The 26,933-nt window shown below is 71.9% G+C and carries 25 protein-coding genes and 1 pseudogene; 17 read left to right on the top strand and 9 right to left on the bottom strand.

All coding sequences use genetic code 11. The annotated features are described in order from the left end of the window. From AB0J72_RS25710 to AB0J72_RS25755, 10 genes are read left to right on the top strand one after another with little or no spacing between them, the layout of a single operon-like run. Window positions 1-1,893 (top strand): ABC transporter ATP-binding protein, encoded by a 1,893-nt coding sequence (locus tag AB0J72_RS25710; protein ID WP_363402810.1) that lies wholly within the window; start codon window positions 1-3, stop codon window positions 1,891-1,893. Next, a complete protein-coding gene (locus AB0J72_RS25715; protein ID WP_363402811.1) occupies window positions 1,890-3,923 on the top strand; it encodes a hydantoinase/oxoprolinase family protein in 2,034 nt (677 codons plus the stop codon). The genes AB0J72_RS25710 and AB0J72_RS25715 overlap by 4 nt, the downstream gene beginning before the upstream one ends. Continuing rightward, window positions 3,920-5,584 carry a hydantoinase B/oxoprolinase family protein gene (locus AB0J72_RS25720; RefSeq protein ID WP_363402812.1) on the top strand — a complete coding sequence of 555 codons (1,665 nt, stop codon included), beginning with the start codon at window positions 3,920-3,922 and terminating at the stop codon, window positions 5,582-5,584. The genes AB0J72_RS25715 and AB0J72_RS25720 overlap by 4 nt, the downstream gene beginning before the upstream one ends. Beyond that, window positions 5,577-7,235 carry a hydantoinase B/oxoprolinase family protein gene (locus AB0J72_RS25725; protein ID WP_363402813.1) on the top strand — a complete coding sequence of 553 codons (1,659 nt, stop codon included), beginning with the start codon at window positions 5,577-5,579 and terminating at the stop codon, window positions 7,233-7,235. The genes AB0J72_RS25720 and AB0J72_RS25725 overlap by 8 nt, the downstream gene beginning before the upstream one ends. Further along, entirely contained in the window at window positions 7,232-8,449 is a 1,218-nt protein-coding gene (locus AB0J72_RS25730) for an amidohydrolase family protein (RefSeq protein WP_363402815.1), read from the top strand. Before AB0J72_RS25725 ends, AB0J72_RS25730 begins: the two co-directional genes overlap by 4 nt. Then, window positions 8,446-8,826 carry a nuclear transport factor 2 family protein gene (locus tag AB0J72_RS25735; protein ID WP_363402817.1) on the top strand — a complete coding sequence of 127 codons (381 nt, stop codon included), beginning with the start codon at window positions 8,446-8,448 and terminating at the stop codon, window positions 8,824-8,826. The genes AB0J72_RS25730 and AB0J72_RS25735 overlap by 4 nt, the downstream gene beginning before the upstream one ends. Next, window positions 8,823-9,797 (top strand): zinc-binding dehydrogenase, encoded by a 975-nt coding sequence (locus AB0J72_RS25740; RefSeq protein ID WP_363402819.1) that lies wholly within the window; start codon window positions 8,823-8,825, stop codon window positions 9,795-9,797. The genes AB0J72_RS25735 and AB0J72_RS25740 overlap by 4 nt, the downstream gene beginning before the upstream one ends. Before the next feature lie 3 nt (window positions 9,798-9,800). Next, on the top strand, window positions 9,801-10,124 hold the full coding sequence (locus AB0J72_RS25745; RefSeq protein WP_360563178.1) for a TIGR04076 family protein: 324 nt from the start codon (window positions 9,801-9,803) through the stop codon (window positions 10,122-10,124). Next, a complete protein-coding gene (locus AB0J72_RS25750) occupies window positions 10,121-11,140 on the top strand; it encodes an LLM class flavin-dependent oxidoreductase (RefSeq protein WP_363402822.1) in 1,020 nt (339 codons plus the stop codon). The genes AB0J72_RS25745 and AB0J72_RS25750 overlap by 4 nt, the downstream gene beginning before the upstream one ends. Next, window positions 11,137-12,195, top strand: coding sequence for an alpha/beta hydrolase fold domain-containing protein (locus AB0J72_RS25755; RefSeq protein ID WP_363402824.1), 1,059 nt, complete (start codon window positions 11,137-11,139; stop codon window positions 12,193-12,195). The genes AB0J72_RS25750 and AB0J72_RS25755 overlap by 4 nt, the downstream gene beginning before the upstream one ends. A 16-nt stretch (window positions 12,196-12,211) precedes the next feature. On the opposite strand, the gene AB0J72_RS25760 is transcribed toward AB0J72_RS25755, so the two are convergent. From AB0J72_RS25760 to AB0J72_RS25780, 5 genes are all read right to left on the bottom strand, one after another. Beyond that, window positions 12,212-12,832 carry a cupin domain-containing protein gene (locus AB0J72_RS25760; RefSeq protein ID WP_363402826.1) on the bottom strand — a complete coding sequence of 207 codons (621 nt, stop codon included), beginning with the start codon at window positions 12,830-12,832 and terminating at the stop codon, window positions 12,212-12,214. Window positions 12,833-13,301: 469 nt separating this feature from the next. Continuing rightward, on the bottom strand, window positions 13,302-13,922 hold the full coding sequence (locus tag AB0J72_RS25765) for a DUF6518 family protein (protein ID WP_363402828.1): 621 nt from the start codon (window positions 13,920-13,922) through the stop codon (window positions 13,302-13,304). Between the two features lie 152 nt (window positions 13,923-14,074). After that, a complete protein-coding gene (locus AB0J72_RS25770) occupies window positions 14,075-14,290 on the bottom strand; it encodes a hypothetical protein (protein WP_363402830.1) in 216 nt (71 codons plus the stop codon). A 179-nt stretch (window positions 14,291-14,469) separates the two neighbouring features. Continuing rightward, window positions 14,470-14,868, bottom strand: a complete 399-nt coding sequence (locus AB0J72_RS25775) for a DDE-type integrase/transposase/recombinase (protein WP_363403048.1) — start codon at window positions 14,866-14,868, stop codon at window positions 14,470-14,472. Window positions 14,869-15,069: 201 nt separating this feature from the next. Further along, the gene (locus AB0J72_RS25780) at window positions 15,070-15,822 is read right to left on the bottom strand and encodes a mechanosensitive ion channel family protein (RefSeq protein ID WP_363402832.1); all 753 of its coding nucleotides are present in this window, start codon (window positions 15,820-15,822) and stop codon (window positions 15,070-15,072) included. A gap of 196 nt (window positions 15,823-16,018) precedes the next feature. Between AB0J72_RS25780 and AB0J72_RS25785 the strand changes: the two are divergent. Continuing rightward, a pseudogene (locus AB0J72_RS25785) lies at window positions 16,019-16,330 on the top strand (hypothetical protein); the annotation flags it as partial. A 553-nt stretch (window positions 16,331-16,883) separates the two neighbouring features. Here AB0J72_RS25785 and AB0J72_RS25790 read toward each other — a convergent pair. Next, window positions 16,884-17,372, bottom strand: a complete 489-nt coding sequence (locus tag AB0J72_RS25790) for a VOC family protein (protein ID WP_363402834.1) — start codon at window positions 17,370-17,372, stop codon at window positions 16,884-16,886. A 510-nt stretch (window positions 17,373-17,882) separates the two neighbouring features. On the opposite strand from AB0J72_RS25790, the gene AB0J72_RS25795 reads away from it, so the two are divergent. The 6 genes from AB0J72_RS25795 to AB0J72_RS25820 all read left to right on the top strand — a co-directional run bounded on the left by AB0J72_RS25795 (window position 17,883) and on the right by AB0J72_RS25820 (window position 23,685). Beyond that, complete coding sequence (locus tag AB0J72_RS25795; protein WP_363402836.1) at window positions 17,883-18,566, top strand: hypothetical protein; 684 nt, start codon at window positions 17,883-17,885, stop codon at window positions 18,564-18,566. A gap of 12 nt (window positions 18,567-18,578) precedes the next feature. Further along, complete coding sequence (locus AB0J72_RS25800; RefSeq protein WP_363402838.1) at window positions 18,579-19,343, top strand: hypothetical protein; 765 nt, start codon at window positions 18,579-18,581, stop codon at window positions 19,341-19,343. Then, complete coding sequence (locus tag AB0J72_RS25805; RefSeq protein WP_363402840.1) at window positions 19,340-20,290, top strand: electron transfer flavoprotein subunit alpha/FixB family protein; 951 nt, start codon at window positions 19,340-19,342, stop codon at window positions 20,288-20,290. The genes AB0J72_RS25800 and AB0J72_RS25805 overlap by 4 nt, the downstream gene beginning before the upstream one ends. Continuing rightward, window positions 20,287-22,368: a (Fe-S)-binding protein gene (locus AB0J72_RS25810; RefSeq protein WP_363402842.1), complete on the top strand. Its 2,082-nt coding sequence runs from the start codon at window positions 20,287-20,289 to the stop codon at window positions 22,366-22,368. The genes AB0J72_RS25805 and AB0J72_RS25810 overlap by 4 nt, the downstream gene beginning before the upstream one ends. Window positions 22,369-22,724: 356 nt before the next feature. Continuing rightward, complete coding sequence (locus AB0J72_RS25815; RefSeq protein ID WP_363402844.1) at window positions 22,725-23,486, top strand: HEAT repeat domain-containing protein; 762 nt, start codon at window positions 22,725-22,727, stop codon at window positions 23,484-23,486. Window positions 23,487-23,505: 19 nt separating this feature from the next. Continuing rightward, the gene (locus AB0J72_RS25820; protein WP_363402846.1) at window positions 23,506-23,685 is read left to right on the top strand and encodes a hypothetical protein; all 180 of its coding nucleotides are present in this window, start codon (window positions 23,506-23,508) and stop codon (window positions 23,683-23,685) included. 263 nt (window positions 23,686-23,948) lie between these two features. Here AB0J72_RS25820 and AB0J72_RS25825 read toward each other — a convergent pair whose 3' ends face one another. From AB0J72_RS25825 to AB0J72_RS25835, 3 genes are all read right to left on the bottom strand, one after another. Then, a complete protein-coding gene (locus AB0J72_RS25825) occupies window positions 23,949-24,524 on the bottom strand; it encodes a type 1 glutamine amidotransferase domain-containing protein (protein WP_363402848.1) in 576 nt (191 codons plus the stop codon). A gap of 1 nt (window position 24,525) precedes the next feature. Further along, window positions 24,526-25,686 (bottom strand): glutathione-independent formaldehyde dehydrogenase, encoded by a 1,161-nt coding sequence (locus AB0J72_RS25830; RefSeq protein WP_363402850.1) that lies wholly within the window; start codon window positions 25,684-25,686, stop codon window positions 24,526-24,528. Between the two features lie 317 nt (window positions 25,687-26,003). Continuing rightward, window positions 26,004-26,777, bottom strand: a complete 774-nt coding sequence (locus AB0J72_RS25835) for a hypothetical protein (RefSeq protein ID WP_363402852.1) — start codon at window positions 26,775-26,777, stop codon at window positions 26,004-26,006. Window positions 26,778-26,933 lie beyond the last annotated feature (156 nt).

Raw genomic sequence — 26,933 nt, forward strand, 5'->3', positions numbered from 1 at the left:
GTGAGCCTGCTTTCGATCGACAATCTCTCCGTCGTCATCGGCGGCCGCGTCGCCGCGCTCAGCGACGTCTCGTTCACCGTCGACGCCGGCGAGGTCGTCGGGTTGGTCGGAGAGAGCGGCGGCGGCAAGAGCATGGTCGGCCGGGCGATCGTCGGCATGCTGCCCACCGGCTCCGTGGCGACCGGCCGGGTCGGCTTCGACGGCATCGACGTGCTGACCATGTCCGCCGAGAAGCTGGCCCACCACCGCGGCCACGGCGCCGCGATGTGCTTCCAGAACCCGCGCGGCGCGCTCAGCCCGACCCGCACCGCGGGGCGGCAGCTGGTCGACCGGCTCCGGACCCACCAGGACATGAACGGCGAGCGGGCCCGCGAGTCGGCGCTGGAGCTGTTCGAGGCGGTCGGCATCCGCAGCGCCCGCCGCCGCCTCGGCGCCTACCCGCACGAGCTGTCCGGCGGCATGGCCCAGCGGGTGATGATCTCCCTCGCCACCGGCTGCGCGCCGCGCCTGCTCATCGCCGACGAGCCGACCACGGGCCTCGACGTCACGCTGACCGCCGAGATCCTGCGCCAGTTCCGCCACGCCGCCGACACCGACGGCCGCGGCGTGCTGCTGGTCTCCCACGACATCAACGCCATCGCGGCCGTGTGCGACCGCATCGTGGTCCTCTACGCCGGCACCGTCGCCGAGGACGGCCCGGCCCGGCAGGTGCTGACCGCGCCGGCGCACCCGTACACCCGGGCGCTGCTGCGCTCGGTGCCCGACCTCGACGGCCGGCCCGTGGTGGTGACGCCGGGCGCGATGCCGCTGCTGCGCGAGGCCCCGGCCGCGTGCCCCTTCGCGCCGCGCTGCGCGCACGCCGAGGACGACTGCCGCACCTCCCGCCCGCAGCCGGCGCGGCAGGGCCGGCACTGGACGGCGGCCTGCTTCCACCCGCTGCACGACGCCGTCGAGGCGGGGCAGGCGACCGACGTCACCGTCGGCACCGCCGCCCGGCGGGCCGCCCCGGCCGCGGACGCCGAGCCCGTGCTCGTCGTGGACGACGCCCACGTGGTCTACAAGAGCCGGTTCGGCCGGGGCGGGCACCACGCGCTGCGCGGGGTCAGCCTCACCGTCGCCAAGGGCGAGCGGATCGGCGTCGTCGGCGAGAGCGGGTGCGGCAAGTCCACCCTCGCCCGGCTCATCGTGGGGCTGGCCAAGCCGACCAGCGGCCGCGTCACCGCCGCCCGCAGCTCGCTGGTCTTCCAGGACCCGATCGGCTCGCTCAGCCCGCGCCGGACCGTCGAGGACGCGATCGGCGAACCGCTGCGCGCGCTCGGCGTCCCCGCGGCCGAGCGAGCCGGCCGGGCGGCCGCCGTGCTCGACCGGATGGAGCTCGACCGCTCCATCCTCGCCCGCCGGCCGCACGAGCTCAGCGGCGGGCAGGCGCAGCGGGTCGGCATCGCCCGCGCGCTCGTCGCCGAGCCGGACCTGATCGTCTTCGACGAGCCGACGTCGGCGCTGGACGTGACCGTGCAGGCGCAGATCCTCGCGGTGATCGACGAGGTCGCCGCGGACCGCTCCCACGGCTCGGTGTTCATCTCGCACGACCTGGCCACCGTCCGCGGGTTCGCCGACCGGGTCGTCGTGCTCTACCTCGGCCGGATCGTCGAGGAGGGGCCGGTCGAGGAGGTCTTCGCGCGGCCGCGGCACCCCTACACGCGGGCGCTGCTGTCGCGCGGGGTGGCCCTGGTCCGCGACCTGGAGGAGGCCGACGCGGCGACCGGGTGCGCGCTCGCGGCCCGGTGCCCGTTCGTCACCGACCGGTGCCGCGGCGAGGACCAGCAGTTGCAGCAGTACGGGCAGAGCCGGGCCGCCTGCTGGCGGGTGCCGGAGATTGGGGAGTTGGTGTGAGTCTCAGGCTGGCCGTCGACATCGGCGGCACGTTCGTCGACGCGATGGAGCTGGACACCCGGACCAACCAGGTGCGGTTCCGCAAGGCGTCGACGACCCCGGCCCGCCCGGCCGACGGCGTGCTCGCCGCGGTGGCCGCGCTCGGCACGGACCTGTCCGATGTGGAGCTGTTCATCCACGGTACGACGCTGGGCCTCAACGCGGTGCTGGAGCGCCGCGGCGCCGCGACCGGCATCATCACCAACGAGGGCTTCCGCGACGTGTTCCTGATCGGGCGCGGCAACGTTCCCTCCGACCACATGTACGACTTCCAGTACGAGCGGCCGCCGAGCCTGGTGAAGCGCCGGCACACGGCGGGCGTGAAGGGGCGGCTGGACTACAAGGGTCGCGTGGTCGACGAGCTCGACGCCGACTCGGTGCTGGCCGCCGCCCGCGAGCTGGTCGAGGTGCAGGGTGTGCGGTCGATCGCCATCTGCTTCCTGCACGCGTTCCTCGACCCGTCGCACGAGCGCGCCGCGGCGGGCCTCATCCGGGAGCGCTACCCCGACGTCAGTCTCTCGCTGTCGACCGACATCGCGCGGGAGTACCGCGAGTACGAGCGCACCAGCACCACCGTGCTGGAGGCGTACATCCGCCCGATCTTCGAACGCTACGTCGACGAGCTGGAGCGGGGCCTGGCCGACGGCGGCTTCGCCGGGCGCTTCCTCATCATGCGCTCCGGCGGCGGATCGATGACCAGCGAGGCGGCCAAGCGCTCGCCGACCCACACCGTCCTCAGCGGACCGGCCGGCGGCATCGTCGGCGCCGCGTACCTCGCCGGCGCGCTGGGCCGCGACAGCCTCCTCACCTTCGACATCGGGGGCACCTCGCTCGACGCGTGCGTCATCGAGCAGGGCAGCGCGGTCGCCGCCCACGAGGCGCAGCTGGAGCACTTCCCGCTGCTGATCCCGACGTACGACATCCGCACCATCGGTGCCGGGGGCGGCTCGATCGCCTGGCTCGACCGGGGGCTGCTCAAGGTCGGCCCGCAGAGCGCGGGCGCCGACCCGGGACCGGTCTGCTACGGCCGCGGCGGCACCCGCCCGACGGTCACCGACGCGGCCGTCGCGCTCGGCTTCGTGGACCCCGACCGGTTCCTCGGCGGCGAGATGGGGCTGCATGCCGACGCGGCCCGCAAGGCCCTCGACGAGCAGGTGGCCGCGCCGCTCGGGCTGCCGGTCGAGGCGGCGGCCGCGGGCATCTTCGACGTGCTGCTCGCGCGCACCGTCGGCGCGGTCCGGCAGATCACCGTCGAGCGCGGCCGCGACCCGCGGCAGTTCTCGCTGCTCGCCTTCGGCGGCGCCGGGCCGCTGCTGGCGCCGCTGCTCGCCCGGGAGATGGGCATCGCGGAGGTCATCGTGCCGTTCGCGCCGTCGGGCTTCTCGGCGTGGGGCATGCTCAGCGCCGACATCGAGGACAACTTCAGCCGTACCCTGATGACCCCGCTCGACGAGGTCGAGCCGGCCGCGGTCGAGGCGACCTTCGCCGAGATCGAGGCCGAGGCGCTGGCCTCGCTGAGCGCGCAGGGCGTGCCCGCGCAGCTGGCGGTCCTGCAGCGCCAGCTGGAGCTGCGCTACCTCGGGCAGGAGCACAGCCTCACGGTCACGATCGGGGGCGAGCTCGACCCCGACGGCGTGCGGGCGGCCTTCCAGGAGTTGCACTCCGCCCGGTACGGCCACGCGATGGCCAACCGCCTGCAGATCCTGAACTTGCGGCTGCGTGCGGTGGGCCGCACGGCGAGCCCGACGCTGGTCGAGCCGCCGCCGGGCGACGGCGATGCGGCCCGGGCCCTGCTCGGGCGCCGGGACGCGTTCGACTTCGGCGCCCGTGCGGTCGTGCCGTTCGACGTCTACGACCGGGCGCTGCTCGCGCCGGGCGACGCGTTCGACGGCCCGGCACTGGTCGACGAGGGCACGTCCACGACGGTGGTCCCCTCGGGTCAGCGGGTGTCGGTCGACGCGCACGGCTACCTGCTGGTGCGTGCGGCATGACCCAGCTTGACGGCGCTACCGCCGAGGTCGTGCGCTCCTACCTGCTCGCCGCGGCCGAGGAGATGCGCGCGACGCTCATCCGCACCTCGTTCAACCCGGTCATCTACGAGGTCCACGACTTCGGGCTCTCGCTGTACGACGCCGACCTGCGGCTGGTGGCCGAGGCGACCGGGCTGACGTTCTTCCTCGGCGCCAACGACTTCTCGCTGCGCAAGGGCGTGGAGTACGTCGGGCGGGAGAACCTGCACCCGGGCGACGTCGTGCTGCTCAACTACCCGTACTGGAACGCCGCGCACGCCTACGACGCGACGCTGTTCGCCCCGGTGTTCGAGCCCGGCGGGCCGCTGCTGGGCTTCCTCTGCGTCCGCGCGCACTGGATGGACCTCGGCGCCAAGGACCCGGGCTACGTGCTCGACTCCACCGATGTACACCAGGAAGGCATCCTCTTCCCAGGCACCAAGGTGGTGTCGCGCGGCGAGCCGGTCCGCGAGATCCACGAGCTGATCCGGTTCAACTCGCGCATGCCCGACGAGGTGATGGGCGACCTGCACGCCCAGATCGCCGCGCTGCGCACCGGCGAGCGCCGGCTGCTGGAGATCGTCGAGAAGTTCGGCCGGCCGACCGTCGAGGCCACGATCGAGCGGATGATCGCCGACGGCGCCGCCCGCACCCGCTCGGCCCTGACCGCGCTGCCGCAAGGCTCCTGGACCGCGCAGGACGTGCTCGACGACGACGGCATCACCGACGAGCCGATCAACATGAAGGTGACCGTCACGATCGCCGACGGCACGTTCACGGTCGACTTCGCCGGGTCGTCGCCGGCCGTGGCCGGGCCGGTCAACATGCCCTACGGCGCGACCGAGGCGATCTGCAAGGTCATCCTCAAGTCGCTGACCTCGGCCGACCAGCCCTCCAACGCCGGCACCGTCGCGCCGCTGGTGGTGAAGGCGGAGCCCGGCACGCTGTTTCACGCCGTCTACCCGCAGCCGACGTTCACGCTCTGGACCGGCATCGTCGCGGTCGAGCTCATCCTCAAGGCGCTCGCCCAGGGCATGCCCGACCGGCTGCCGGCCTCCTCGGGCGGCGACGTGCCCGGGTTCATGATGGTCGGCATCCACCCCGACACCGGCGCGCTGTTCGCCGTCTCCAACAACGAGCCGGTCGGCTGGGGCGGCACGCCACAGCACGACGGCATGAACGCCGCCACCCACGTCTCCGGCAGCACCGGGCGCATCACGCCGATCGAGGTGCTGGAGGCGCGGACCGGGATGTTCTTCGAGCGGATGGAGATCCGCACCGACTCCGGCGGGGCCGGCCGGTTCCGCGGCGGGGCGGGCCTGCACCGCGACATCCGGTTCGTCACGCCGGGGGAGTTCCTGTCGGTCATCAAGAAGACCAAGGCCCGGCCGTGGGCGCTTTCCGGCGGGCTGTCACCCGAGGCGAACCGGGTGATCGTCTTCCCGGGTACCGACCGGGAGCAGGCGGTCAGCACGAAGCGCACCGCCGTCGCCGTCGGGGACCGGATCAGGCTGCTGACCGCCGGTGGCGGCGGGCACGGCGACCCCCGCGAGCGCGACCCGGACCTGGTGCGCGAGGACGTGGCCGAGGGGTACGTGTCGCCGGAGCAGGCCCGCGAGGTCTACGGGGTCGAGGATGCCTGAGGTCGACGGCGCCACCGCCGAGGTGGTGCGCAGCTACCTCGTGGCCGCGGCCGAGGAGATGCGCGCCGCGCTCGTGCGCACCGCGTTCAACCCGGTCATCTACGAGGTCCACGACTTCGGTATCTCGATCTACGACGCCGACCTGCGCCTGGTCGCCGAGTCGACGGGCCTGTCGCGCTTCCTCGGCGCCAACGACTACTCGATCCGCAAGGGCGTGGAGTACGTCGGCCGGGACACGCTGCGGCCGGGCGACATCGTGCTGCTCAACTACCCGTACTGGAACGCCGCGCACGCCTACGACGCGACGCTGTTCGCGCCCGTGTTCGTCGACGACGCGCTCGTTGCCTTCCTCTGCGTCCGGGCCCACTGGATGGACCTCGGCGCCAAGGACCCCGGCTACGTGCTCGACTCCACCGACGTACACCAGGAGGGCCTGCTGTTCCCGGGCACCCGCGTGTTCGCGGGCGGCGAGCCGGTCCGGGAGATCCACGAGCTGATCCGGTTCAACTCGCGCATGCCCGACGCGGTGCTCGGCGACCTGCACGCCCAGGTGGCGTGCCTGCGCACCGGCGAGCGGCGGATCGCCGAGCTGTTCGTCACGTACGGCCGGGAGACGGTGGGCGCGGTGGTCGACGCCGTCATCGCCGCGGCCGGTCAGTCCGCCCGGGAGGCCGTCGAGGCGCTGCCGCAGGGCTCGTGGACGGCCGAGGACTGGCTCGACGACGACGGGATCACCGACGACCCGATCCCGATGCGGGTCACCGTGACGATCGACGGCGGCACGTTCACCGTCGACTTCGAAGGCTCGTCGCCGGCCGTGCCGGGCCCGGTCAACCTGCCCCTCGGCGCGACGATCGCCACCTGCCGGGTGGCGTTCAAGGCGATCACAACGCCGGCCGAGCAGACGAACGCCGGCCACTTCGTGCCGCTGGTCGTGCGGGCCGAGCCGGGCACGCTCTTCCACGCCGTCTACCCGGCCGCGACGTTCACCCAGTGGACCGGCACCGTCGCGCTGGAGCTGATCTACAAGGCGCTGGCGCAGGGCATGGGCGGCCGGTTGCCGGCCTCGTCGGGCGGCGACGTGCCCGGGTTCATGATGGTCGGCGTCCACCCGGACACCGGGTCGCTGTTCGCGGTCTCCAACAACGAGCCGGTCGGCTGGGGCGGGGCGCCCGGGCACGACGGCATCGGGCCGGCCAACCACCCGTGCCAGACCCAGGCCCGGATCACGCCGGTCGAGGTGCTGGAGGCGAAGACCGGCATGTTCTTCGAGCGGATGGAGATCCGCACCGACTCGGGCGGGGCCGGCCGGTTCCGTGGCGGACCCGGGCTGCGCCGGGACATCCGGTTCGTGACCCCGGGCGAGTTCCTGTCGGTGATCAAGAAGACGAAGTCCCGGCCGTGGGCGATCGACGGCGGTGTGGCCCCCGAGGCCAACCGCGTCGTGGTCTTTCCCGGCACGGCACGGGAGCGCGCCGTCAGCACCAAGCGCACGGCCGTCGCGGCCGGCGACCGGGTGACGGTGCTGACCGCCGGCGGCGGGGGACACGGTGACCCCGCCCTGCGCGATCCGGACGCGGTCCGCGAGGACGTGGCCGACGGCTACGTCTCCGCCGACGCCGCCCGCACGATCTACGGAGTGGAACCATGAGCCTGCTGCTGGAGAACTGCACGGTCGTCGACGGGCGTATCGAGCCGATCGAGGACGCCGCCGTCCTGGTGGCCGGCGAGCGGATCGCCGCCGTCGGCCCCCGCGAGCGGGTGCTGGCGGAGGCCGGCGGCGACGCGACCCGCATCGACCTCGACGGCGCCTGGCTCACCCCGGGCCTGGCCAACATGCACACCCATCTGTCGCTCACCCTGCCGGGCGCCGCCGGTGACCGGCTCAAGCAGATGGGCCCGCACGAGCTCGCGCTCTACATGGCCGACGGCGCCCGCCGTACGCTCCACTGTGGAGTGACGACGGTCCGCTGCGTCGCCGAGAAGGACCACGCCGACTTCGCGCTGCGCCGCTCGATCGAGGCCGGCCGCACGCCCGGACCGCGGATCTTCACCGCCGGTCGCGCCCTGGTGTGCACTGGCGGGCACGGCCACGAGAGCAGCGACACCCTCGAGTGCGACGGCGTCGACGGGTTCCGGCGCGGGGTACGCGAGCAGATCAAGGCCGGCGCGGACCTGATCAAGGTGATGATCTCCGGCGGCATCGCCGGCCGGCACGAGTCGATCGACACCCGCCAGCTGCACCCCGACGAGCTGGCGGCGGTACTGAAGACCGCACACGACTGGGGGCGGCGGGTCACCGCCCACGCCGGCCCGGCGCCGGTCATCACGGAAGCGGTCGAACTGGGCCTCGACTGTGTCGAGCACGGCTACGAGCTGACCGCGGAACTGGCCGCACTCATGGCCGAAAGCGGCACCGCCCTCGTGCCGACCCTGCTCGTCACCCGGTGCAAGGCGTTCTTCGACGAACTGGGCGTCCCGGAGTGGATGCAGCAGCGATCGCTGGGCGCGGGCGAGCGGCACCTGGAGAGCTTCGCGATGGCCGTCGCCGCCGGGGTGGAGGTGCTGCTGGGCAGCGACATGCCGCCGTTCTGGTCGTTCGAGGGCACCAACGCCACCGTGCGCGAGCTGGAGCACATGTCGGCCGTCATCGGGCCGGGGCAAGCGCTCTACGCCGGCACGCTCGGGCCCGTGCGCTGGCTGCGGGCGGAGCAGGACCTGGGGACGGTCGAGCCGGGCAAGCTTGCCGACCTCATCGCGATGGACCAGGACCCGTCCGCGGACACCTCGGCATTCCGGGGCGTGCGCTGGGTGATGAAGGGAGGCGCCGTGGTGCGCGACGACCGGGCCGGGGTGCGGCCGTGACGGCGGGTGCGGAGATCGCCGCCGCGATCGACGACATGTACGCGGCGTTCCTCGCCGGCGACCGGGCCCGCTTCGACGCCCATCTCGACGCGGAGGTCACCACCTGGGAGACGCATCTGCCGGGTCCGCTGCGCACCCGGGCCGAGCTGGACGAGTACCGCGACAGCCGCGACACCGCCGGCCGGCGTCCGGTGCTGGCCGAGATGGTCGCCCGCGCGAAGCGCATCGACGTGTGGGGCGACACCGGCGTGGCCCGCTACGAGCTGTACTGCCGCGGCGAGGACGAGGCGTCGGTCACCCGCGTCACCGACGTGCTGCGCCGCACCGGCGCCGGCTGGCGGATCGTTCACCACCACGCGGAGCTGGTGCGGCCGTGAAGCGCCTCGTCGCCTACCGCGACGGCGAGCCGCTCGACGTGCTCGCCGTCGCCGACGTGCCGGACGACCCGGAGCCCGGCCCGGGCCGGGTGACCGTCGCCGTCGAGGCGGTCGGCCTCAACTTCCTCGACGTGATGCTGTGCCGCGGGACGTACCCGGTGCGGCCGGAACCTCCGGTCACGCCCGGGGTCGAGTTCAGCGGGCAGGTCCTGACCGGGCCCGACGCCGGCCGCGCGGTGATCGGGTGCCCGGCGCTGCCGCACGGCGCCCTCGGCGAGACCGTCACCGTCGACGCCGGCCTGCTCGTGCCGCAACCAGCCGGGCTCGACCCGGTGACCGGCGCGGGGATCCCGGTGACGTACCAGACCGCGTGGTTCGCCCTGGAGCGGGCCGGAGTGTCCACAGGGGACACCGTGCTCGTGCACGCCGGGGCCGGCGGGGTCGGCGTCGCGGTCACCCAGCTCGCCGTCGCCCGCGGCGCGCGGGTGATCTGCACCGCCGGCGGCCCGGCGAAGACCGAGGCGTGCCGCGCCAACGGCGCCGACGTCGCGATCGACTACCACACCGAGGATTTCCCCAAGGCAGTCGACGCCGCGACCGGTGGCGCGGGCGTCGACGTGGTGGTCGACCCCGTCGGCGGTGACGTGTTCGCCCGCTCGCTGGACTGTCTCGCCTTCGAGGGGCGCATCGTCGCCGTCGGCGCCGCGGCCGGGCCGCCGCCGGCCGTCGACCCGATGCGCCTCGCCGCCCGCAACGCCACCCTCGTCGGCCTCTCGTGGGGGTCGGCCTACCCCTGGCGGCGACCGGACGAGGTCGCCGCCGCCTACGCGGCGCTGTTCGCGTTGTGCGCATCGGGCGCCGTCCGGCCGCCGGTCAACCGGGTCGAGCCGCTCGAAGGGGCGCCCGCGGCGCTGCAGGACCTGGCCGCCGGGCGTACCACCGGCAAAATCGTCGTCCGGATCGGAGGGTGAGGAATGTCCGAAGACAACGACATGGAGATCTACGACCTCAGGGTCACCGTCGACCACATCGAGGGCCGCTCCGTCTGCGGGATGGCGGTCGGTGACTGCTTCGAGCTGGAGCGCAGCGCCCACCTGCGGCTGCCCGACGGCAAGCATTTCTGCGTGTACGCCCTGGCGGCCGTCCTGCCGTTCCTGGCGGCCAAGCAGCGCGCGCTGCCGGCCGGCGACTGGCTGGAGCGCGACACCCTGTTCTGCTGCCCCGATCCGGAAGAGCGCCTGGTGATGCGGGTCGAGCGCACCCGCCGGCGCGGGATGCGATCGGCGGATCTCACGTGAGTGCCCCGGCGCGGGCCGAAATCGGGCTGGGCATACAGAGCGACAAGCGGCCCGGCGACTACGCCCGCCTCGCCCGGGCGGCCGAGGCGCACGGGTTCGACGTGCTGACCGTCTTCGGCGACCTCATGTTCCAGCCGCCGATCTTCCCGCTGCTGGAAATGGCCGGCGCCACCACGCGGGTGCGGCTCGGCGCCGCCTGCCTCAACCCGTACTCCATGGCCCCCTACGAGATCGCCGGGCAGGTCGCCGCGCTCGACCTCGCCTCCGCCGGCCGCGCCTACCTCGGGCTGGCCCGGGGCACCTGGCTCGGCGCGGTCGGGATCGACCAGCCCCGGCCGATCTCCGCGCTCGGCGAGGCGGCCGAGGTCGTCTACCGCCTGCTCGGCGGCCGGACCGACGGCTTCGACGGCCGGGTGTTCCGGCTCGCGCCGGGCGTCGCCCTGCGCTATCCGGTGCAGCGCCCCGACCCGCCGCTGCTGATCGGCGCCTGGGGCCCGCAGGGTGCGGCGCTCGCCGGCCGGATCGCGGCTGAGATCAAGGTGGGCGGCAGCGCCAACCCGGCGATGGTCGGCGTCGTGCGCGAGCGGCTACGGGCGGGCGCCGAACCGGCCGGCCGATCCGTGACCGACGTGCGAATCGTGCTCGGCGCGGTGACCGTGGTCGACCGCGACGGCGCCGCCGCCCGGGCCAAGGCCCGCACCGAGGTCGCGATGTACCTCGCGGTCGTCGCCGAGCACGACCCGACCGCGGGTGTACCGGCGGATCTCGTGCGTCGCGTCGCCGACCTGGTCGACCGGGGCGAGCACGAGGCCGCCGGCCGGCTCGTACCCGACGACGTGCTCGACCTCTTCGCGTTCTCCGGCACGCCGGAGCAGGTCGCGGCCCAGGCGCAGACGCTGATCGACGCCGGCGTCGGGCGGGTGGAGTTCGGCACGCCACACGGGCTGACCGACGACGGCGGCGTGGACCTGCTGGGCAGCGCTGTGCTGCCCCTGCTGCGCCGGGAGGCGGCATGAACGTCGACGTGATCGTCGGCCCGGGCCTGGTCGCCGACCTCGACCTGGTGCGCGAGCTGGCCGAGGCCGAGTTCGCCGGGCTCGGCGTGGACGGCGCCGTCCACGAGGCGCCGGACCTCGCGGCGGCGCTGTCGGGCGCGACCGGCGCCGTCGTTGCGCTGCCCGGGCACACGGCAGCAGCCCGGCGGCTGATGACGGCGCCGGGCGCCCACGCCCCGCGGACGGTGTGGCTCGACCTGACGGCGACCGGGCCGCAGCCCGTCGCGGCCGGGTCGGAGCACCACCAGGGCCGCGAGATCTGGGGCGTCACCTGGGCCGTCCGGCGGGCTGTGCACCGGCTGCGGCACCCGGCCCGGCGCATCGCCTACGGTCCGGACGCTGAACAGTGGGCCGAGCTGCGGCTGCCCGCCGGCATCGGCCCGGTGCCCGTCGCGGTGCTGCTGCACGGCGGCTTCTGGCGTTCGGTCTGGGGCGCCGACCTCATGGACGCGATGGCGATCGACCTGGCCGGGCGCGGGTTCGCCGCGTGGAACGTCGAGTACCGGCGCCCGGACCGCCACGGCTGGGACGCCACGACGGCCGACGTGGCCGCGGGCCTGGCCTTCGCGGGTGCCGCCGACGCCCGGGTCGACCCGTCCCGGCTGGTGCTGTTCGGGCACTCCGCCGGCGGGCAGCTCGCGGTGCGGGCGGCGGCCGACGCGCCCGGCGTGGTCTCGGTGGTCGTGTCGCAGGCGGGCGTGCTCGACCTGACCGAGGGGCAGCGGCGCGGGATCGGCACCGGGGCGGTCGCCGCGGCGCTGCGCGGCGACGAGGGCGCGCTGGCGGCGGCGGACCCGCTGCTGCGGCTACCGGTGGGCGTGCCGGTGGTCGTGGTGCAGGGCCGGGCCGACGGCCTGGACCTTGTCGACATGTCCCGTCGCTACGCCCGGGCCGCGCTGGCCGCCGGCGACCGGGTGGTCCGGCTCGAACTGCCCGCCGACCACTTCGACGTCATCGACCCTCGCACGCCGGCCTGGGCGGCCACGATGGAAGCGGTCACCGAAATCTTGATGTGAGAGTGAACAACGATCTTCAGAACAGGCGCGGGGTCACCACCGAGACCACGGTGGTGACCCCGTCGGTGTCGTTGTAGAGCCGGTGCGGGGTGCTGGAGCGCAGGTGCAGGCTGTCGCCCGGGTAGAGCCGATGCTCGATGCCGTTGACCTCGTAGAGCAGTTCGCCCGACACCACGTAGGCGAACTCCTCGCCGGCGTGACCGTAGGCCTCCTCGCGGCGCCCGCCGGGGGCGATGTGCACGACCATGGGCTCGAGCACCAGGTGCGGGCCGCGGTCGGAGAGCATGCGATAGGTGGTCTGGCCGGAGACGTACTCGGTCGCGCCGTTCTGGGCCCGGGTCAAGGTGAAGTGCTCCGGCAGGTCGTCGGTCGGCGCCGGCCGCGGCGCCCCCTGCTCCTCCTCGTGGAAGAACTCGGAGACCGGACGGTCCAGTGCGGCGGCCACGCCGTTCAGGGCGGTCAGCCCGATCGCCGAGATGCCCCGCTCGACCTGCGAGAGGAACCCGATGGACAGGCCGGACTGGGTGGCCAGGCCGCGCAGCGTGAGCCCGCGCTCCTTGCGGAACTGGCGCATCCGCGCACCGACCAGCGCCTGGCCGCTGCTCTCGACGCGGTCCTGCCTAGCCGTCGTGCGCACCTTCGAACCTCCTGCCGAAACTTGTTTGATCCTATCGAACAACGTCCGCCGGTGAAGACCCGGAAGCACTAGATCCTCCTGTTCCTGCGCTCCGCCCCGGTGCTGCTCGGGGTGCTCGCCGCCAGGACCGAACGCCTCAAGCTCGGCGTCGGGATCATGAACCCCTACTCGGCCTCATGGACGTGTCGTACGGAGAACCAAGACCCTGAACGACTGCCCGCACATGGCACGCTGATCGGGCGCTCCGTTTTCGCCGGGCGAGCGTCACGCTCCGAGCGCCGCGCGGGCAGCTGCCCTGCGGGACCAGTGCTCGCTCGAAGGCCGATGACAGTGAACGAGATCGTGGCTTTGCCGCACAGGGATCTGAGTCCTGGCCGTTCAGGGACGTGGCGATGACGATCCCAGCTGGACCGCTCCTCGTCCGCATCGTCAGCGACGGAACGTCCTCATCCAGCGCGCCGGGTAACACTCAGCCGGCGCGGGTGAACGCGACGTCCAGCACGGCGTCGAGGACGAGATATCCACCGAATCCGGCGACGGCAGCCGGTACCAGACCAATGAGACCGTACAGCCGATCGCGGGCGCCGCGGCCCAGGACGGGCGGGACGAGCGCGCCGGCCACCGAGACCAGCAAGGCTTCGCCCAGCGGCCGGTGGCTGGCCAGCAGGTACGCTCCCTCCGCGACGAAGACGCCGCCCAACAGGCACAGTGCGGCCACCCGCCGGGCGCGCCGTTCGTCACGCCACCATGCCCCCGCGGTGGCGAACAGTGGTCCCGCGGCCAAGCCGACCAGCGCCCACCCGGCCGGTCCGGTGACAACGGCCGGACTCACGGTGCGGTGCTCGAACACCACCAGCGAGCCGTAGAAGCCGGCGACCGCGCCGATGAGGACCGCCGTACCGGCGAGCCAGGTCCGCCAACCGCCGTCGCGCAGCACGGCACCGGCGGCGAACGCACCGACGACCCAGATCGCGCCGGAGTTGACCAGGCGGCTGGAGTCGCCGGGCAGGACACCGTTCAGCAGCAGCGACACTGAGCCCAGGGCCACGCCGCCGAGGGCCGCCAACAGGAAGCTACTTCTGAACGCCATGGGAGTGGATGCTGGCATACCGTTACCCGGCAGCGCGCGTGGACATACGACACTCTCGCACATGCCGCGAAGCGGTCGCTACGTAACGTGATGCCCCGGCGGGCGCGTCGGCGACCGCTCTAAGCCGCTCATCTTGCGGCCCTCAGGACTGGTCACCGGGGCTCGCTGTAGCCGTGGGTAACCAGCACGGCGAGGAGCTGTTCCTGCCACGCCTGCTCGTCGGCGTCGCGCCAGCGGTGCTGTCGCGGGCACTCCCAATTCGGCGGCTCACCATCGACGATGCAGCCTCCGAGCGCCAGTTGCCCAGCGGCGGCGGCTTCGAAAGCCGCCTGGACCGGCAAGCCAAACATCAACGGCACACCCTGCATACCGCACTCCGGACAAGGAGAGATCACGTCGGAAGCGTAACCGGAACCGCCTGGCGCGCCGACCTGCCGCCGTTGGTGCGCGGCGGCCGGTCAGCCCTCGTCACTGCGGGCAGCAGGCTCGGCGAAGGCGAGGCTTCCCGTCCTGCCGATGTGCGTGTTGGGGCAAGCGCGGTCGGTCTTCAGATGGCGGTGGCGAGCTCGGTGAACGCCGCAGCAACGCGAAGCCCGCATCGGGCGTCGATGCCGAGTTCGTCGTGGCCGCGGCGCAGATGCTGCATGAACGCGTGCCCGGTGGTCATCGTCTGTGCTGTCCGGTCAGTTCGTAGCCCGCGCATCGGTCTGAGCCGGTGCTTGAGTTGACTGAGGTCCGCCTCGATCCGGTTGTTCGCGTGGCGTTCAACGTGGTGCCACGCCGACGGGATCAGTTCATCGAGGACTGCCGGGTACACCGGCGCCGCGTCAGTGACGACCTCGGTAGGGCGCACCTTCAACGCGGTCAACGCCCGGCGGAAGAACCGGCACGCTGCCACAGCAGCAACTCCTCGACGCCGCGGCACGACAGGTCGTACCGCAGACACAAGCGGCCAGCGACCACGACCACGTCCGGCGAGCACCGGAACCCGGCGAACGCTGCTTCCAGAGGCTCAAGACCTGGCGTGGCGTGGCCACCCGCTACGACAAGGACCCGGACAGCTATCAGGCCGGACTCCACCTCCGAGGCTCGATCATGTGGCTGAAATTCCTTACCTCAACCACATGATCCGAACCCCAAACAGCTCCTAGGGGTGCTTGCGCTCCCCGCCGGACTCCGCGCCCGCGATGACCGTGGCCAGCGCCGCGCCGTCCTGGTTCGGGTCGGACGGGGCGGCCGTCGCCGCGTCGGCGGGCTTCTCCGCCTCCGCCAGCGGGGCTGGCCCGACCGCGGCGGCCAGCAGCGCCGAGTTGGGGATGTTGAGCGGCCCGTCGGCCGTCTCCAGCATCGTGTACAGCAGGCCGGCCGAGACGATCACGCCGACGTGCGGCCCGTTGATCGCACCGGACATGACCCGGACCTGCTGGCCGGGCACGTACGGGCGGGCGAAGAGCAGCACCAGCCCCGCGAACAGGTTGCCCAGCACCGGCTGGGCGGCCAGGCCGACGACGATGCCGGTGATCGCGCCGCCGACGAGCAGCTGGCGCAGCTGCACGCCGAGCAGGTCGCAGACCACGAGGACGGTGATGAGGTACCCGCCGAGCAGCACGAACAGCCGCAGCGGCGTCCCGGCCACGTCCCCGGCCCGCGCGACCGCGACCCGCTGCACCTCCCGGGCGGCGATGCGGGTGGCGACCAGGCCGGACAGGGCGGTGAGGGCCGCGCAACAGTACGCCGCGATGCGCACCCGAAGCGACGGGTCGTGCACACCGCCGATGTCGTGGCCGACGACGAGGGCGACGAGCGCAATGGCACCGAACACGAGGGTGCGGCGGAAGTCCGGGCGCACGTGCAGCCCGATGACGCGGCCATTGCCGCGTCGCCCTGTCAGCCAGCCCATGTCGCCGCTCCCTCCGCCTTCCGGGCGACCCTACCTCGGTCTTCTCACCCGGCCGGTCTCACCCGATGGCGACGTGAGAAGCGCGACGTGACCGCAACGGCCAGGGGTCGAGCCCGGGGGTTCGGCTCAGCGTCCGGAACCGCCCTACCGGGGCCGCAAGCCCCATTCGGATACCCCAAGCCAGGAGGTTGCCTGTCCGGGCTGTGGCGTTGCATCGGGTCGGGTGCACGGGTGTTACCACCGGCGGTTGGTCGATACGGCTCTCGGCGGGCGGCCGGTCGTGATCCGGCTGCTGGTACGCCGGCTGGTCAGCCGCGAGGTCACCCTGTGCTCGGGTGACGTTCGTCGAGCAGATTCCTGGCCTGACCAGTCCGCACTCCCGATACAGCCCGCCGGTGCAGGTGGCGTTGACCGCGATCGCGGTCGCGCTGGCCGGCAGGCCCGGCGCCCGGCTGGCCCGGAAGCTGGGCCGTCACCGCGCATCACGCCTGCGTACGGGCCGCGATGACCGTCCAAGCCGCCCAAGCCACCGTTGTCACCCCGGCCACCAGCGCGGATCCCGATGCCGGGCCAGAGCCCGCCCGCGACGCCGAGCCGGTCGCAGACCCGCAACCCGCCGCCACGACGGCCGAGCCGGACGGGTCGCTCGACGTGTGCGGCCGCGAACGCTCCCTGGTCGTGCGCACCCGCGAATGGCTTCGTGCGTGTAAATGGGGCCCAGACGTGCGCGAATTTCGGGAACGGGAACGGCCGGTTTCCCTCGATCAATGTCGCTGACCTTGGGGCCCACATATCCGGTGGCGGGGCATCGCCGGGCGAGGTCTAGAAGGATGGGTCGGCGTCCGAGTGGGTGAGGACGGCGGTGCTGTCGGGCTGAGGTGGGACCCGAACTGGCGAACAAAACGCAGGCCACCGCGTGTCAGGACCCCGTACGAATGTCGCTGCCACTGAAGGTTGTCTCTCCGCACCACCGAACCCTTGCTCCGTGAAGGTTCCTGCCGAGGCGGTCGCCAAGCCTGCTGCACGCGCTCTCGCGACGCTGGTGGTCCGCCGGTCGAGGTTCAGCTCCGGGGGAAGATCTCAGTCTCGGGGCGTTGCATGTACTCCATCGCCGCGGTGAACTGCGGGTCGCCGAAGCGTCGCTCCATCTCCTCAGGCGCCACGTCCTCGATGTGGGTCTGGATCCACCACACGTTGCCGAGCGGGTCGCGCACCCGCCCGACCAGGTCACCGAAGGCCAGATGGGTGACCTCCGAGATGGACACGCCGCCCGCCTCGACCGCCTGGCGGTGCGAAGCGTGGGCGTCCTCGACGTACAGCCGCAGGAACGCGGGCGTCGAGGGCCAACTCGGGTCGCCGTCGAAGAGCATCACGATCGCGTCGCCGATGCGGACCTCCGCGTGCCCGATCAGCCCACGGGCGTCGATCACCCGGCCCAGTTCCTCGGCGCTGAACGCCTTTCGGAGGTAGTCGATGACCGCGGCCGTGTCGCGGGAGATGATCCACGGCGTGACAGTCGTGTAGCCCTCGGGGATCGCCTTGACAGACATATCGGGTGACTCCTCTGCAAGCGGGAATGTGTCGATGAAACTAGCTGCCGTTTAGGCCAGTTTCTGTCCCATATGGCAGGAGGCGCCCTCGCGGCCCTTCCGGCTCCTTCTCGGTCATTCGCCATCTGCACTCGCCGCACTCTGCCTGATCCAAGGTCTCAAGCATCATCATCGATAGCGCCAAGAACGCCCACGAACGGTGGGCCCCGAAGTCACGTACACAGGAACCGCCTAACGAGGCGTGGGCCCCAAACTCCCCGCTAAACGGGCCCTTCATTCGCGCACAAGGCCACGCGAACGCTTCACAGCGGTGCAGCACCTCCTTGCAGACGGCGCGTCCCTGGCTGAGATCTGCCGAAAGCTCGACCTCGATCGCAGCGCCGTGCGTCGCTTCGCCCGTGCCACCAGCATCGACGAGCTCCTGGTCAAGCCGTCAACCGGGCCAGCCTGCTCGACGGCTACACCCAGCACCTGACCACCCGGTTCACCGCCGGCGTCACCAACGCCGCCGTGCTGCACACCGAACTGGCCGCTCTCGGGTTCACCGGCAGCGTCCAGACCAGACGCCGCTGGCTGCACCCCCTGCGCGCAGCCACCCCCGCCGCGCCGCAACCCATCCGGCCGGCGGTGCCGAAACCCCGGCACATCACCCGCTGGATCATGACCGACCCGCAGCACCTTGCCCCCGACGAGGACGCACAACTCACCGATGTCCTCGGCAGCTGTCCCGAGCTGCGGGCCGTCGCCGGCCACGTCCGTGACTTCGCCGACCTCATGAACAAGCACCGTGGCGACCGCCTGCCCGACTGGATGCTGTGGGTGCAGGCGGTGTACTGCGCCAGCCAGGCCAAGGTCCACGAGAAGTGGGTCGACCGGGCCCTGTCCGCGCGGCCGGACCTGTTCGACGGGCTGGTCGCGGCCCTCGACGGCGACGATGACCCGGCGCTGGCCGTCGACCGGCTCAAGAAGGCGCAGCCCGAGCTCTTCGACACGCTCAGCTTCGTCGTCGCCGGCTCGTACCTGATGAACCCCGCGGTCACCAAGGCGCTGGGCATGCCCGGCAACGCTCCGAAGCCCAAGCCCGCTCTGCCCGACGAGGCCGACCACTACCTGTCCGGCGGCGCCCTCGACCCGGTCATCGCGCGCGGTCCGATCTACCGGCCCACGCCAGACGCCCAGCCCAGGGCCTACTAGAGAAGAAAAGCCATGCACATCGCAGTCTGCATCAAGCGCGTCGGCACCACGGATGACGACATCGAGTTCACCGATGACGGGCGTAGCGTCGACCCTGACTACCTGGATTACGGGCTCAACGAATGGGACGCCGCCGCGATCGCCGAAGCGCTGCGACTGCGCGATCAGGCCGGCGGCGGACGCGTCGTCGTCGTCACCGCGGGTGACGACGAGTCCGAAGAGGTCCTGGTGCAAGGGTTGGCCATGGGCGCCGACCACGCCGTTCGGGTCGAGGCCGATCCCGAGCGACTCGTGGACCCGGTCACCGTCGGCCGGGTCCTCGCTGCGGCGATCCGTCCGCTCGGGGTCGACCTCGTTCTGTGCGGCGCCCAGTCAGCGGACGCCGCGCAGGGCACGACCGCGGCGGCCCTGGCCGGAGCCCTGGACCTGCCGTGCGCCACGGTCGTCACGGGCATCGACCGCGAACCGGCCGGCACGACGCTCGTGCGGCGAGAGCTCGAAGGCGGCGTCGTCGATGTGATCCGGATCAGCGGCCCGGCGGTGCTGAGCATCCAGACCGGCATCGCCGAGCCGCGGTACGTCACGCTGCGGGCGTTGCAGCAGGCCCAGCAGCAGGACATCGAAGTCGTCGACGCCGACCCCGACGACCTGGGGGAGCCGGGATACCGGATCCGGCGCATGGTCCTCCCGCCGGCCGCGCGGGCAGAGATCGTCAACGGCGGCGCGGCGGCCATCGCCGCGAAGATCACCGAGCTTGTCCGGGGGGCAGCCAAGTGAACGACATCCTGGTGCTGGCGGAGCACGCCCGCGGCGTCGTGTCCGACGTGACGCGGCAGGCGGTGACCGCCGGCCGTGAGCTGAAGCAGAATGACCAGCGGCTGGTGGTCGTCGTGATCGCCGCCTCGCCCGACACCCTCACGGACGCCGTCGCTCTCGAAGGAGTCGACGAGGTGCTGGCGGTGCAGGCCGGCTCGGCCGAGTTCAACGCGGACGAGGTCGCGGCGGCGCTGCGATACGTCATCGACGAGCGCCGACCGGCGGCGGTGCTGGCCGGCCACACCGCCAACGCCATGTCCGTCGCGCCCCGGCTTGCGCTCACCGCGGGCCTGGGCCTGGCCAGCGACGTGGTCGCCTGCGAGTTCGACGGTGACCAGCTGGTGGCCCGGCGGCCCTTCTACGGCGGCAAGGTCGAGGCCGAGCTCGAGTTCCCGGCAGGCTCGGCATTCCTGCTGTTGCGGCCGACCGTGTGGCAGCCGTCGGGTCCCGCCGACACGCCGCCGCCAGTGGCCAGAGTGAGTGCACCCGGCATCGCGAGCAGGATCGAGAACGTCGAGCTCGTCAACCCACCCGCCGGGGACTTCGACATCACCAAGGCCGAGATCGTGCTGGCCATCGGGCGTGGCGTCGGGGAGCATGAGAACGTCGCCCGATTCGAAGCCCTGGCCGACAAGATGGGCGTGACGCTCGCGGCCTCGCGGCCGCTCATCGACGCCGGGTGGATGCCGAAGTTCCGCCAGGTGGGCCAGTCCGGGGTCTCCGTCAAGCCGCGCCTGTACCTGGCGTTCGGCATCTCCGGAGCCGTCCAGCACATCGCCGGGATCAAGGGCAGCGAGAAGATCGTGGCGGTGAACAAGGACCCGCAGGCGCCGATCTTCGAGGTGGCCGACCTGGGATCCGTCGCGGACATCTTCGAGGTCGCCGAAGAGCTCGAGGCCCTGTGGTGACTGCCATCCTCTCCGCGCCGCCGGCGGGGGAGGCGACCCGGGACACGTTCCAGGGGTTCGCCACATGGCAGGTGGTGCTGTTCTACGTGCTGTCAACCGCCTCGATCGTGGTGTTCGTCTGGGGCTGCCTCCGGCTCCTCCGCCGCTACCTGGTCAACCGGGGTCGTGGCACCCGGCTGCGCCCCGGCCGCATGCTCAAGGTCGTCCTGACCCACGCGTGGATCGGGCGACGAGCGGGCCTGGTCGGCCTGGCCCACGCGGGGGTCTTCTACGGCTTCATCGTCCTGTTCGCCGGAACCACGATCCTCGCCATCAACGACCACATCACCGCCCCGCTCGGCTGGGACTTCTGGGTGGGCCCCTTCTACAAGGGCTACTCGCTGTTCCTCGATGTCTTCGGCGCGGCGATGCTCGTCGGCCTCGTCGGCTTCGCTGTCCGGCGCGTCGCTGCCCGCGGAGTCCGACTGGACTATTCCCGTGCGGACGGCCGGCCGGTGTCGGCCAAGCGGGCTCGTTACCGGCTCGACGACTGGGTCTTCCTGTGGTCGCTGATCTTCCTCGGCGGCACCGGGTTCCTGCTCGAGGCCTTCCGCATCGCGATCGACCCGCCTCCGTTCGAGGTTTGGTCGCCGATCGGTTACGCGCTCGGCGTGGGCCTGCACGACGCGGGGCTCAGTCCCGGCGCCGCCGACGGGTTGCGGCTCGGCACCTGGTGGGCACACGGCCTCGTCGCACTCGCGTTCGTGGCCGCGGTTCCGTTCACCAAGGCGATGCACATGTTCACTGGGGCCGCCGGGGTCGCCACACGCAGCGAGACGGTCAGCCGTGAGCTGCCCGCCGCGCCCGAGACCGGGTACGCGACGCTGAAGGACTTCACCACCACCCACCGACTGGATCTCGACGCGTGCACCAAGTGCGGCAAGTGCCACGAGGTGTGCCCCGCACGGGCTTCGGCGATGCCGCTGTCGCCCCGTGACCTCATCCTCGACCTCCGCGAGGCGCAGAGCCTCGGGAACCTGAACGTTCTGGTTCCCGAGGTGATCGCACCGCAGACGCTGTGGTCCTGCATGCAGTGCAACGCCTGCGTCGACGTGTGCCCGGTCGGCATCGAGCACGTACCGATCATCAATCAGATGCGCCGCGGCCTGGTCGAGGCCGGGGAGGTCGACGCCTCCCTCGCCGGCGCGCTCACCTCGATCCAGAAGAACGGCAACAGCTTCGGCGAGTCCAAGCGCAAGCGTGCGCGGTGGACGAAGACGCTCGACTTCGAACTGCCCGACGCGCGCAAGCAGCCGGTCGACGTGCTGTGGTACGTCGGTGACTACGCCAGCCTGGACGCCCGTAACCAGCGCAACACCCAGGCGCTGGCCCGGCTTCTGTTGGAGGCGGGCGTCGACGTCGGGATCCTGTACGAGGAGGAGCGCACCGCGGGCAATGATGTGCGGCGCGCGGGCGAGGAAAATCTGTTCCAGAGCCTGGCGAGCATCAACATCCGTACCCTGTCGTCCTGCACCTTCAACCGCATCCTGACCAGCGACCCGCATTCGTTCAACACACTGCGCAACGAATACCCGCGGCTGGGCGCGCCGTGGCAGAAGGAACAGGTGACGCACCACTCGGTCATGCTCCTGGAGCTCATCGAAGCCGGTCGTCTGTCCATCGTCAACCCGCTCGGCCTGCGCGGCACGTACCACGACCCCTGTGCTCTCGGCCGCTACAACGGGATCTTCGACGAGCCTCGCCGGCTCATCGAGCGCTGCGGGATCGAGCTGGTGGAGATGCCGCGCAACCGCAGCAAGAGCTTCTGCTGCGGAGCGGGTGGCGGCCGGATCTGGATGAAGGAGACGGCGGAGCCCGGCAGTCGCCGGCCGAGCGAGCAGCGCATCGACGAGGCCGTCGCGCTCGGCGATCTGGACTACTTCATCTGCGCGTGCCCCAAGGACGTGACGATGTACGAGGACGCCATCAAAACCTCGGGCCACTCGGACGCCATCGTGCTCCGGGAGATCTCCGAGCTCGTTCTGGCGGCCACCCGAGTCCCGACGGACGTCGCCGAGGCGGTGACCGCCGCGGGTTGAGCGCGACGCGGTCGGCTCTCGAGCCCTCGACAGCGCCGGGTGGTGCGTGGACACGCACCACCCGGCGCGTGCGTACGCCTCAGGTGCGATGTACGCCCGCTCGAGCGGCCACCGCCACCGCCGCCTGACTCGTCGTCAGGGCGCCCCACCTGCGGTAACGTGGCACAAGGCTGCCGCCGTCCGACGGGCGTGCCGATCCGACGGTTCGGAGGTGGCACATGGCGGACAACCGACCGGACCGGACTGCCGACAGTGCGGCAGCGTTGCGGGAGCTCGGCGCGTTCGCCCACCGGTGGGAGGAACGCCGCGACTCGCTGAATACGCTCGCTGAACACTGGCGAGACGATCCGAACACCATGCTGTTTCTGCGGGAGCGCGCCGTCGCCGATCCTGACGAGGACGTCCGCGAGACCGCCCTCCTCGGTCTTGCGACGCACTGGCCGCACCATCCCGGCACGCTGTCGTTCCTGATGGAGCGGGCCGCCACCGACCCCGACGAAGACCTCCGGCTCCGGCTCGTGGAGGTCGTCGCGCGCGGCTGGCCCGGCCATCCGGAGACGCTCCCCTGGCTGCGTCGGCTGACCGATCACGATCCGGACGGGGATGTGCGGGCCGGAATGGTGCTGATCGTCGCCGGCACCTGGCGGGACGATCCGGCTGTCCAGCCGCTGGTGCACCGATGGGCCACCGATGCGGATCCGGACGTACGGGAGGCGGCCGTCCGTGCCCTCGCCACCAACTGGCGCAAGGATCCGCAGACCCTGCCGCTGATCCGCGAACGGGCAGTTGCCGACGCCGACGCCGATGTCCGGGAGACGGCGCTGCGCGTCCTGGCCGGATGGTGGCGGGACGACCCCGGCACGCTGCCCCTCGTCCAAGACAGGGCCGCCACCGACCCTGACGAGGAGGTACGGGAGGCGGCCGTCCGAGCCCTCGCCACCAACTGGCCCGACGAGCCGACCACCGCCGCGCTGCTGCGTAGGCGGGCCGCCGAAGATCCGGACGACTATGTACGGCTCGCCGCCACGCAGGCACTGCGTGTGATCCTGCCGGGAGGGCCGGCACCGGCGTCTGCGAATCCACACCGAACGACCACGGCCAGTACCGACCGGTCGTAACCGGCCGCCTGGCTGTCCTGTGGTCAACGTCGTCGCGGCGATCCGCGGGATGCCGCCGGTCGTGTACCGCAACAAGGAAGAGGTCGGGCGCTCCGTGAAGACCCCGATCGCCGAGGAGACGGCCGCGGAGAAGGGGGCGAAGGCCCGCGACCGCAAGCACCAGGCCGTTGCTGAGTACCTGCGCCGGCCCGAGTCGTAACACCGCCGCGGCGTCCGGCGCGGTAGGGCGCCGCGGGACCCTCGCAGGCCGCGCGTGAGCGACCTCGCCGGGCGCCGATGCGTCAACTCCAGCCGCTCATCGACCAGATCCACCCGTCCGACGCCGGCGCTGCCGGCTGCGCCGACGACCGACGGGTGCCCCTGCGGCATCGGCCGCAGGGGCGGAGCCTGATGGCGGCGGCGCGCCTCTTCTGACGGCGTATGCCGTGCCGCAGGCGTCGTGGTCGCGCACGATCGACGAGCTCATGCCCGTCTTGCAGCACCGGCGGACGCCGGGGCTTTGGCGAACTCCTGCACGATGCGCTCGCAGAACGCGGGCAGGTCGTCGGGCGACCGGCTCGTGGTGAGGTTGCCGTCGGTGACGACCTGCTCGTCGACCACTTCCGCCCCGGCGTTGCGCAGGTCGGTGCGCACGCTCGGCCACGAGGTCAGCCGGCGACCCCGCGCGACGTCGGCCTCGACGAAGTTCCACGGGCCGTGGCAGATGGAAGCGACCGGCTTGCCCGACTGGACGAAGTCCCGGACGAACCGCACCGCGGCAGGTTCCATCCGCAGCTTGTCCGGGTTCACGGTCCCGCCCGGCAGGAGCAGCGCCTCGTAGTCGTCGACCGAAGCCTTGCCGACCAGTTGGTCGACCGTGAAGGTGCCGGCGTCGTCGAGGTCGTGGTCGCGGGCCCGGATCTCGCCGGTGGCGATGGAGACGACGACGGTGTGAGCGCCGGCGTCCTCCAGCGCCTGCCGCGGCCGCTCCAGCTCGACCCGCTCCACACCGTCGGCCGCGAGGATGGCGACGCGGCGTCCGTTCAGCAGCCCAGCCATGTCACGCACCCGCCCCCGCCATCGCCGGGTGCAGGACGACCTTCGTCCAGCCGTCGTCCCGCTTGTCGAAGTGCTCGTAGGCCTCCGGCGCGCGGTCGAGGGGCAGCTCGTGGCTGACGATGAAGGACGGCTCGGCCTTGCCCCCGGCGATGAGGTCGCGCAGCTGGCGGTTGTACTTCTTGACCGGCGCCTGGCCGCTGCCGATGTGCTGGCCTTTGAACCAGAACATGCCGTAGTCGAAGGCGAGCTTGCCCTGCTTCGCCAGCTCGTCGTTGGCTCCGGGGTCCTGCGGCACGAAGACGCCGACATTGCCGATCTTGCCGGTGAAGCGTACCGAGGCGACCAACCGGTTCATCGTCAGGTTGGGCTGCTCCTGGCCGTTGGGCTCGTGCGCCTGGTAGCCGACGCACTCGCAGCCGTTGTCCGCGCCCAGCCCCATCGTCTCGTCCAGAACGGCCTGCACCGGGTCGCCCTTCGAGTCGTCGATGGCGATCGCGCCGATCGACTCGGCCAGTCGCAGCCGGTCGGGGTGCCGGTCGACGACCATCACCTTGCTCGCCCCGCGGATGGTCGCCGAGAGGGCGGCCATCAGCCCGACCGGGCCCGCGCCGTAGATGACCGTCTGGTCACCGGGCTGCACGCCGGCCATCTCGGTGGCGTGGTAACCGGTCGGGAAGATGTCGGCCAGCATCACGTAGTCCGTCTGGCGCTGTTCGGCATCCTCACCCAGCCGCAGGCAGTTGAAGTCCCCCCAGGGCACGCGCAACAGCTCCGCCTGCCCGCCGCCGTACGGGCCCATGTCGGCGAAGCCGTACGCGGCGCCGGCCATCTTCGGCTCCGGCTGGGCGGTCAGGCAGTAGTTCGTCAGCTGCCGCTCGCAGTTCTTGCAGTGTCCGCACGCGATGTTGAAGGGCAGGACGACCCAGTCGCCCACCCGAATCTTGTCGACGCCGTCGCCGACCTCGACCACCTGACCGAGGTTTTCGTGCCCGAACCAGCGACCCCGCTCGAAATCGGTGCGGCCCTCGTACATGTGCAGGTCCGAGCCGCAGATGTTCGCCGACGTGATCCGCACCAGGACGTCGGTCGGGCGCTCGATCCGCGCGTCCGGCACATCTTTGACGCTGACCTTCCGCGGTCCCTCGTAAACCACTGCCTTCATTACCGCTCCCCGTTCGTAGATGTCTCCGTCGGCTCCGGACCTGGGCCGAGATCTTCAGTACATACCCGGAGCGAATCGCCCAGTGCCGGTACTGGCGTTGTGCAACCGACCTGGCTCGGATCCAGCGTTCCGTGATCGTGCCAGCCAAGCGTTGCTCTGCATCACGTCGAGAAACTGACCTTCGGCGAGTGAAGAGGACCAACGCCTCGGTTAGGTGACACTGCGGTGGGCAATTGCGGCTCACCACCGACTCGTGGGCGGCGTGGTGGACCTGTCCCGCTCGGACGGCCCATCGCAGCATCCATCGGTTCCGGGGTCTACGCGTCCTTCTCGTCGCGCCAGCCGCCGGGTTGGGGGTGGTAGCCGTACGCGGCGGCCCGCACCGTGTCCTCGTCTTCCAGCCCGGAGCCGATCGCGCCGCCGACGGTGGCCAGCGAGCTGATGATCCAGGCGAGCGTCAGATAGTCGGCGAGACCGACCGGCCGCTGCAGGGCCTGTCGCAGCACCGACGGGTCGATCAGGAGCCCCGCGGCGAGGACTGTGCCGGTGAACAGCACGAGGTAGGAGACCGAGGTGGCCAGGGTGAGCGTGATGGCGGTGCCCAGGTTGAACAGCCGGGCCACCTCGGCCGGGGTCCGATCGTCCGGTCGCTCCCACAGGTCGTGCGCGACGATCAGCCAGGTCACCAGCGCGGTCAGCCCGACCAGCATGATCACGGTGAGGCGGAGTCCGCCGAGCGCGTCGCCCATCTTCCAGATCGTGTTCGAGGTGAGCGCGAACGCGGCCGAGCCGAAGGCGCCGACCAGGAGTTTGGACAGGCCCAGCAGGGCGCGCCCGGGGCGGTTGGCCCGGACCATGCCGGACACCAGCCGGATTCGGCCGGTCAGCGGCGAAGCCAGGCAACTCAGCTCCGCGGTCTCCTCGCCCACCACGCGGTGGACGGCGGCGACCCGGCTGGTCAGTTCGGCCGACGCCCAGCCGGCCGGCGACACCCGGTCGTCGGAGGCGTCCGTGAGCAGCCGGCTCACGAGATCCGGGACGGCTGCGCGGACCGCGTGGAGCTGGCGCAGTCCCAGCGCGGGCAAGGACACTGCCGCAACCCGTCGCCGAGCGGAGACGTGCGCGACCAGCGGCACCTGTTCGCTGAACAGCGGGAGGTCCGTCAGGCAGATCGCGACATCCCACCGGGCATCGGCACGACGGCGACCAAGATCGTCGAGCAGGGCCGCGACGCCGCCGTCGCGGCG

It is taken from the genome of Dactylosporangium sp. NPDC049742 (assembly GCF_040674675.1).
GTDB classification, from domain to species: Bacteria; Actinomycetota; Actinomycetes; order Mycobacteriales; family Micromonosporaceae; genus Dactylosporangium; species Dactylosporangium maewongense.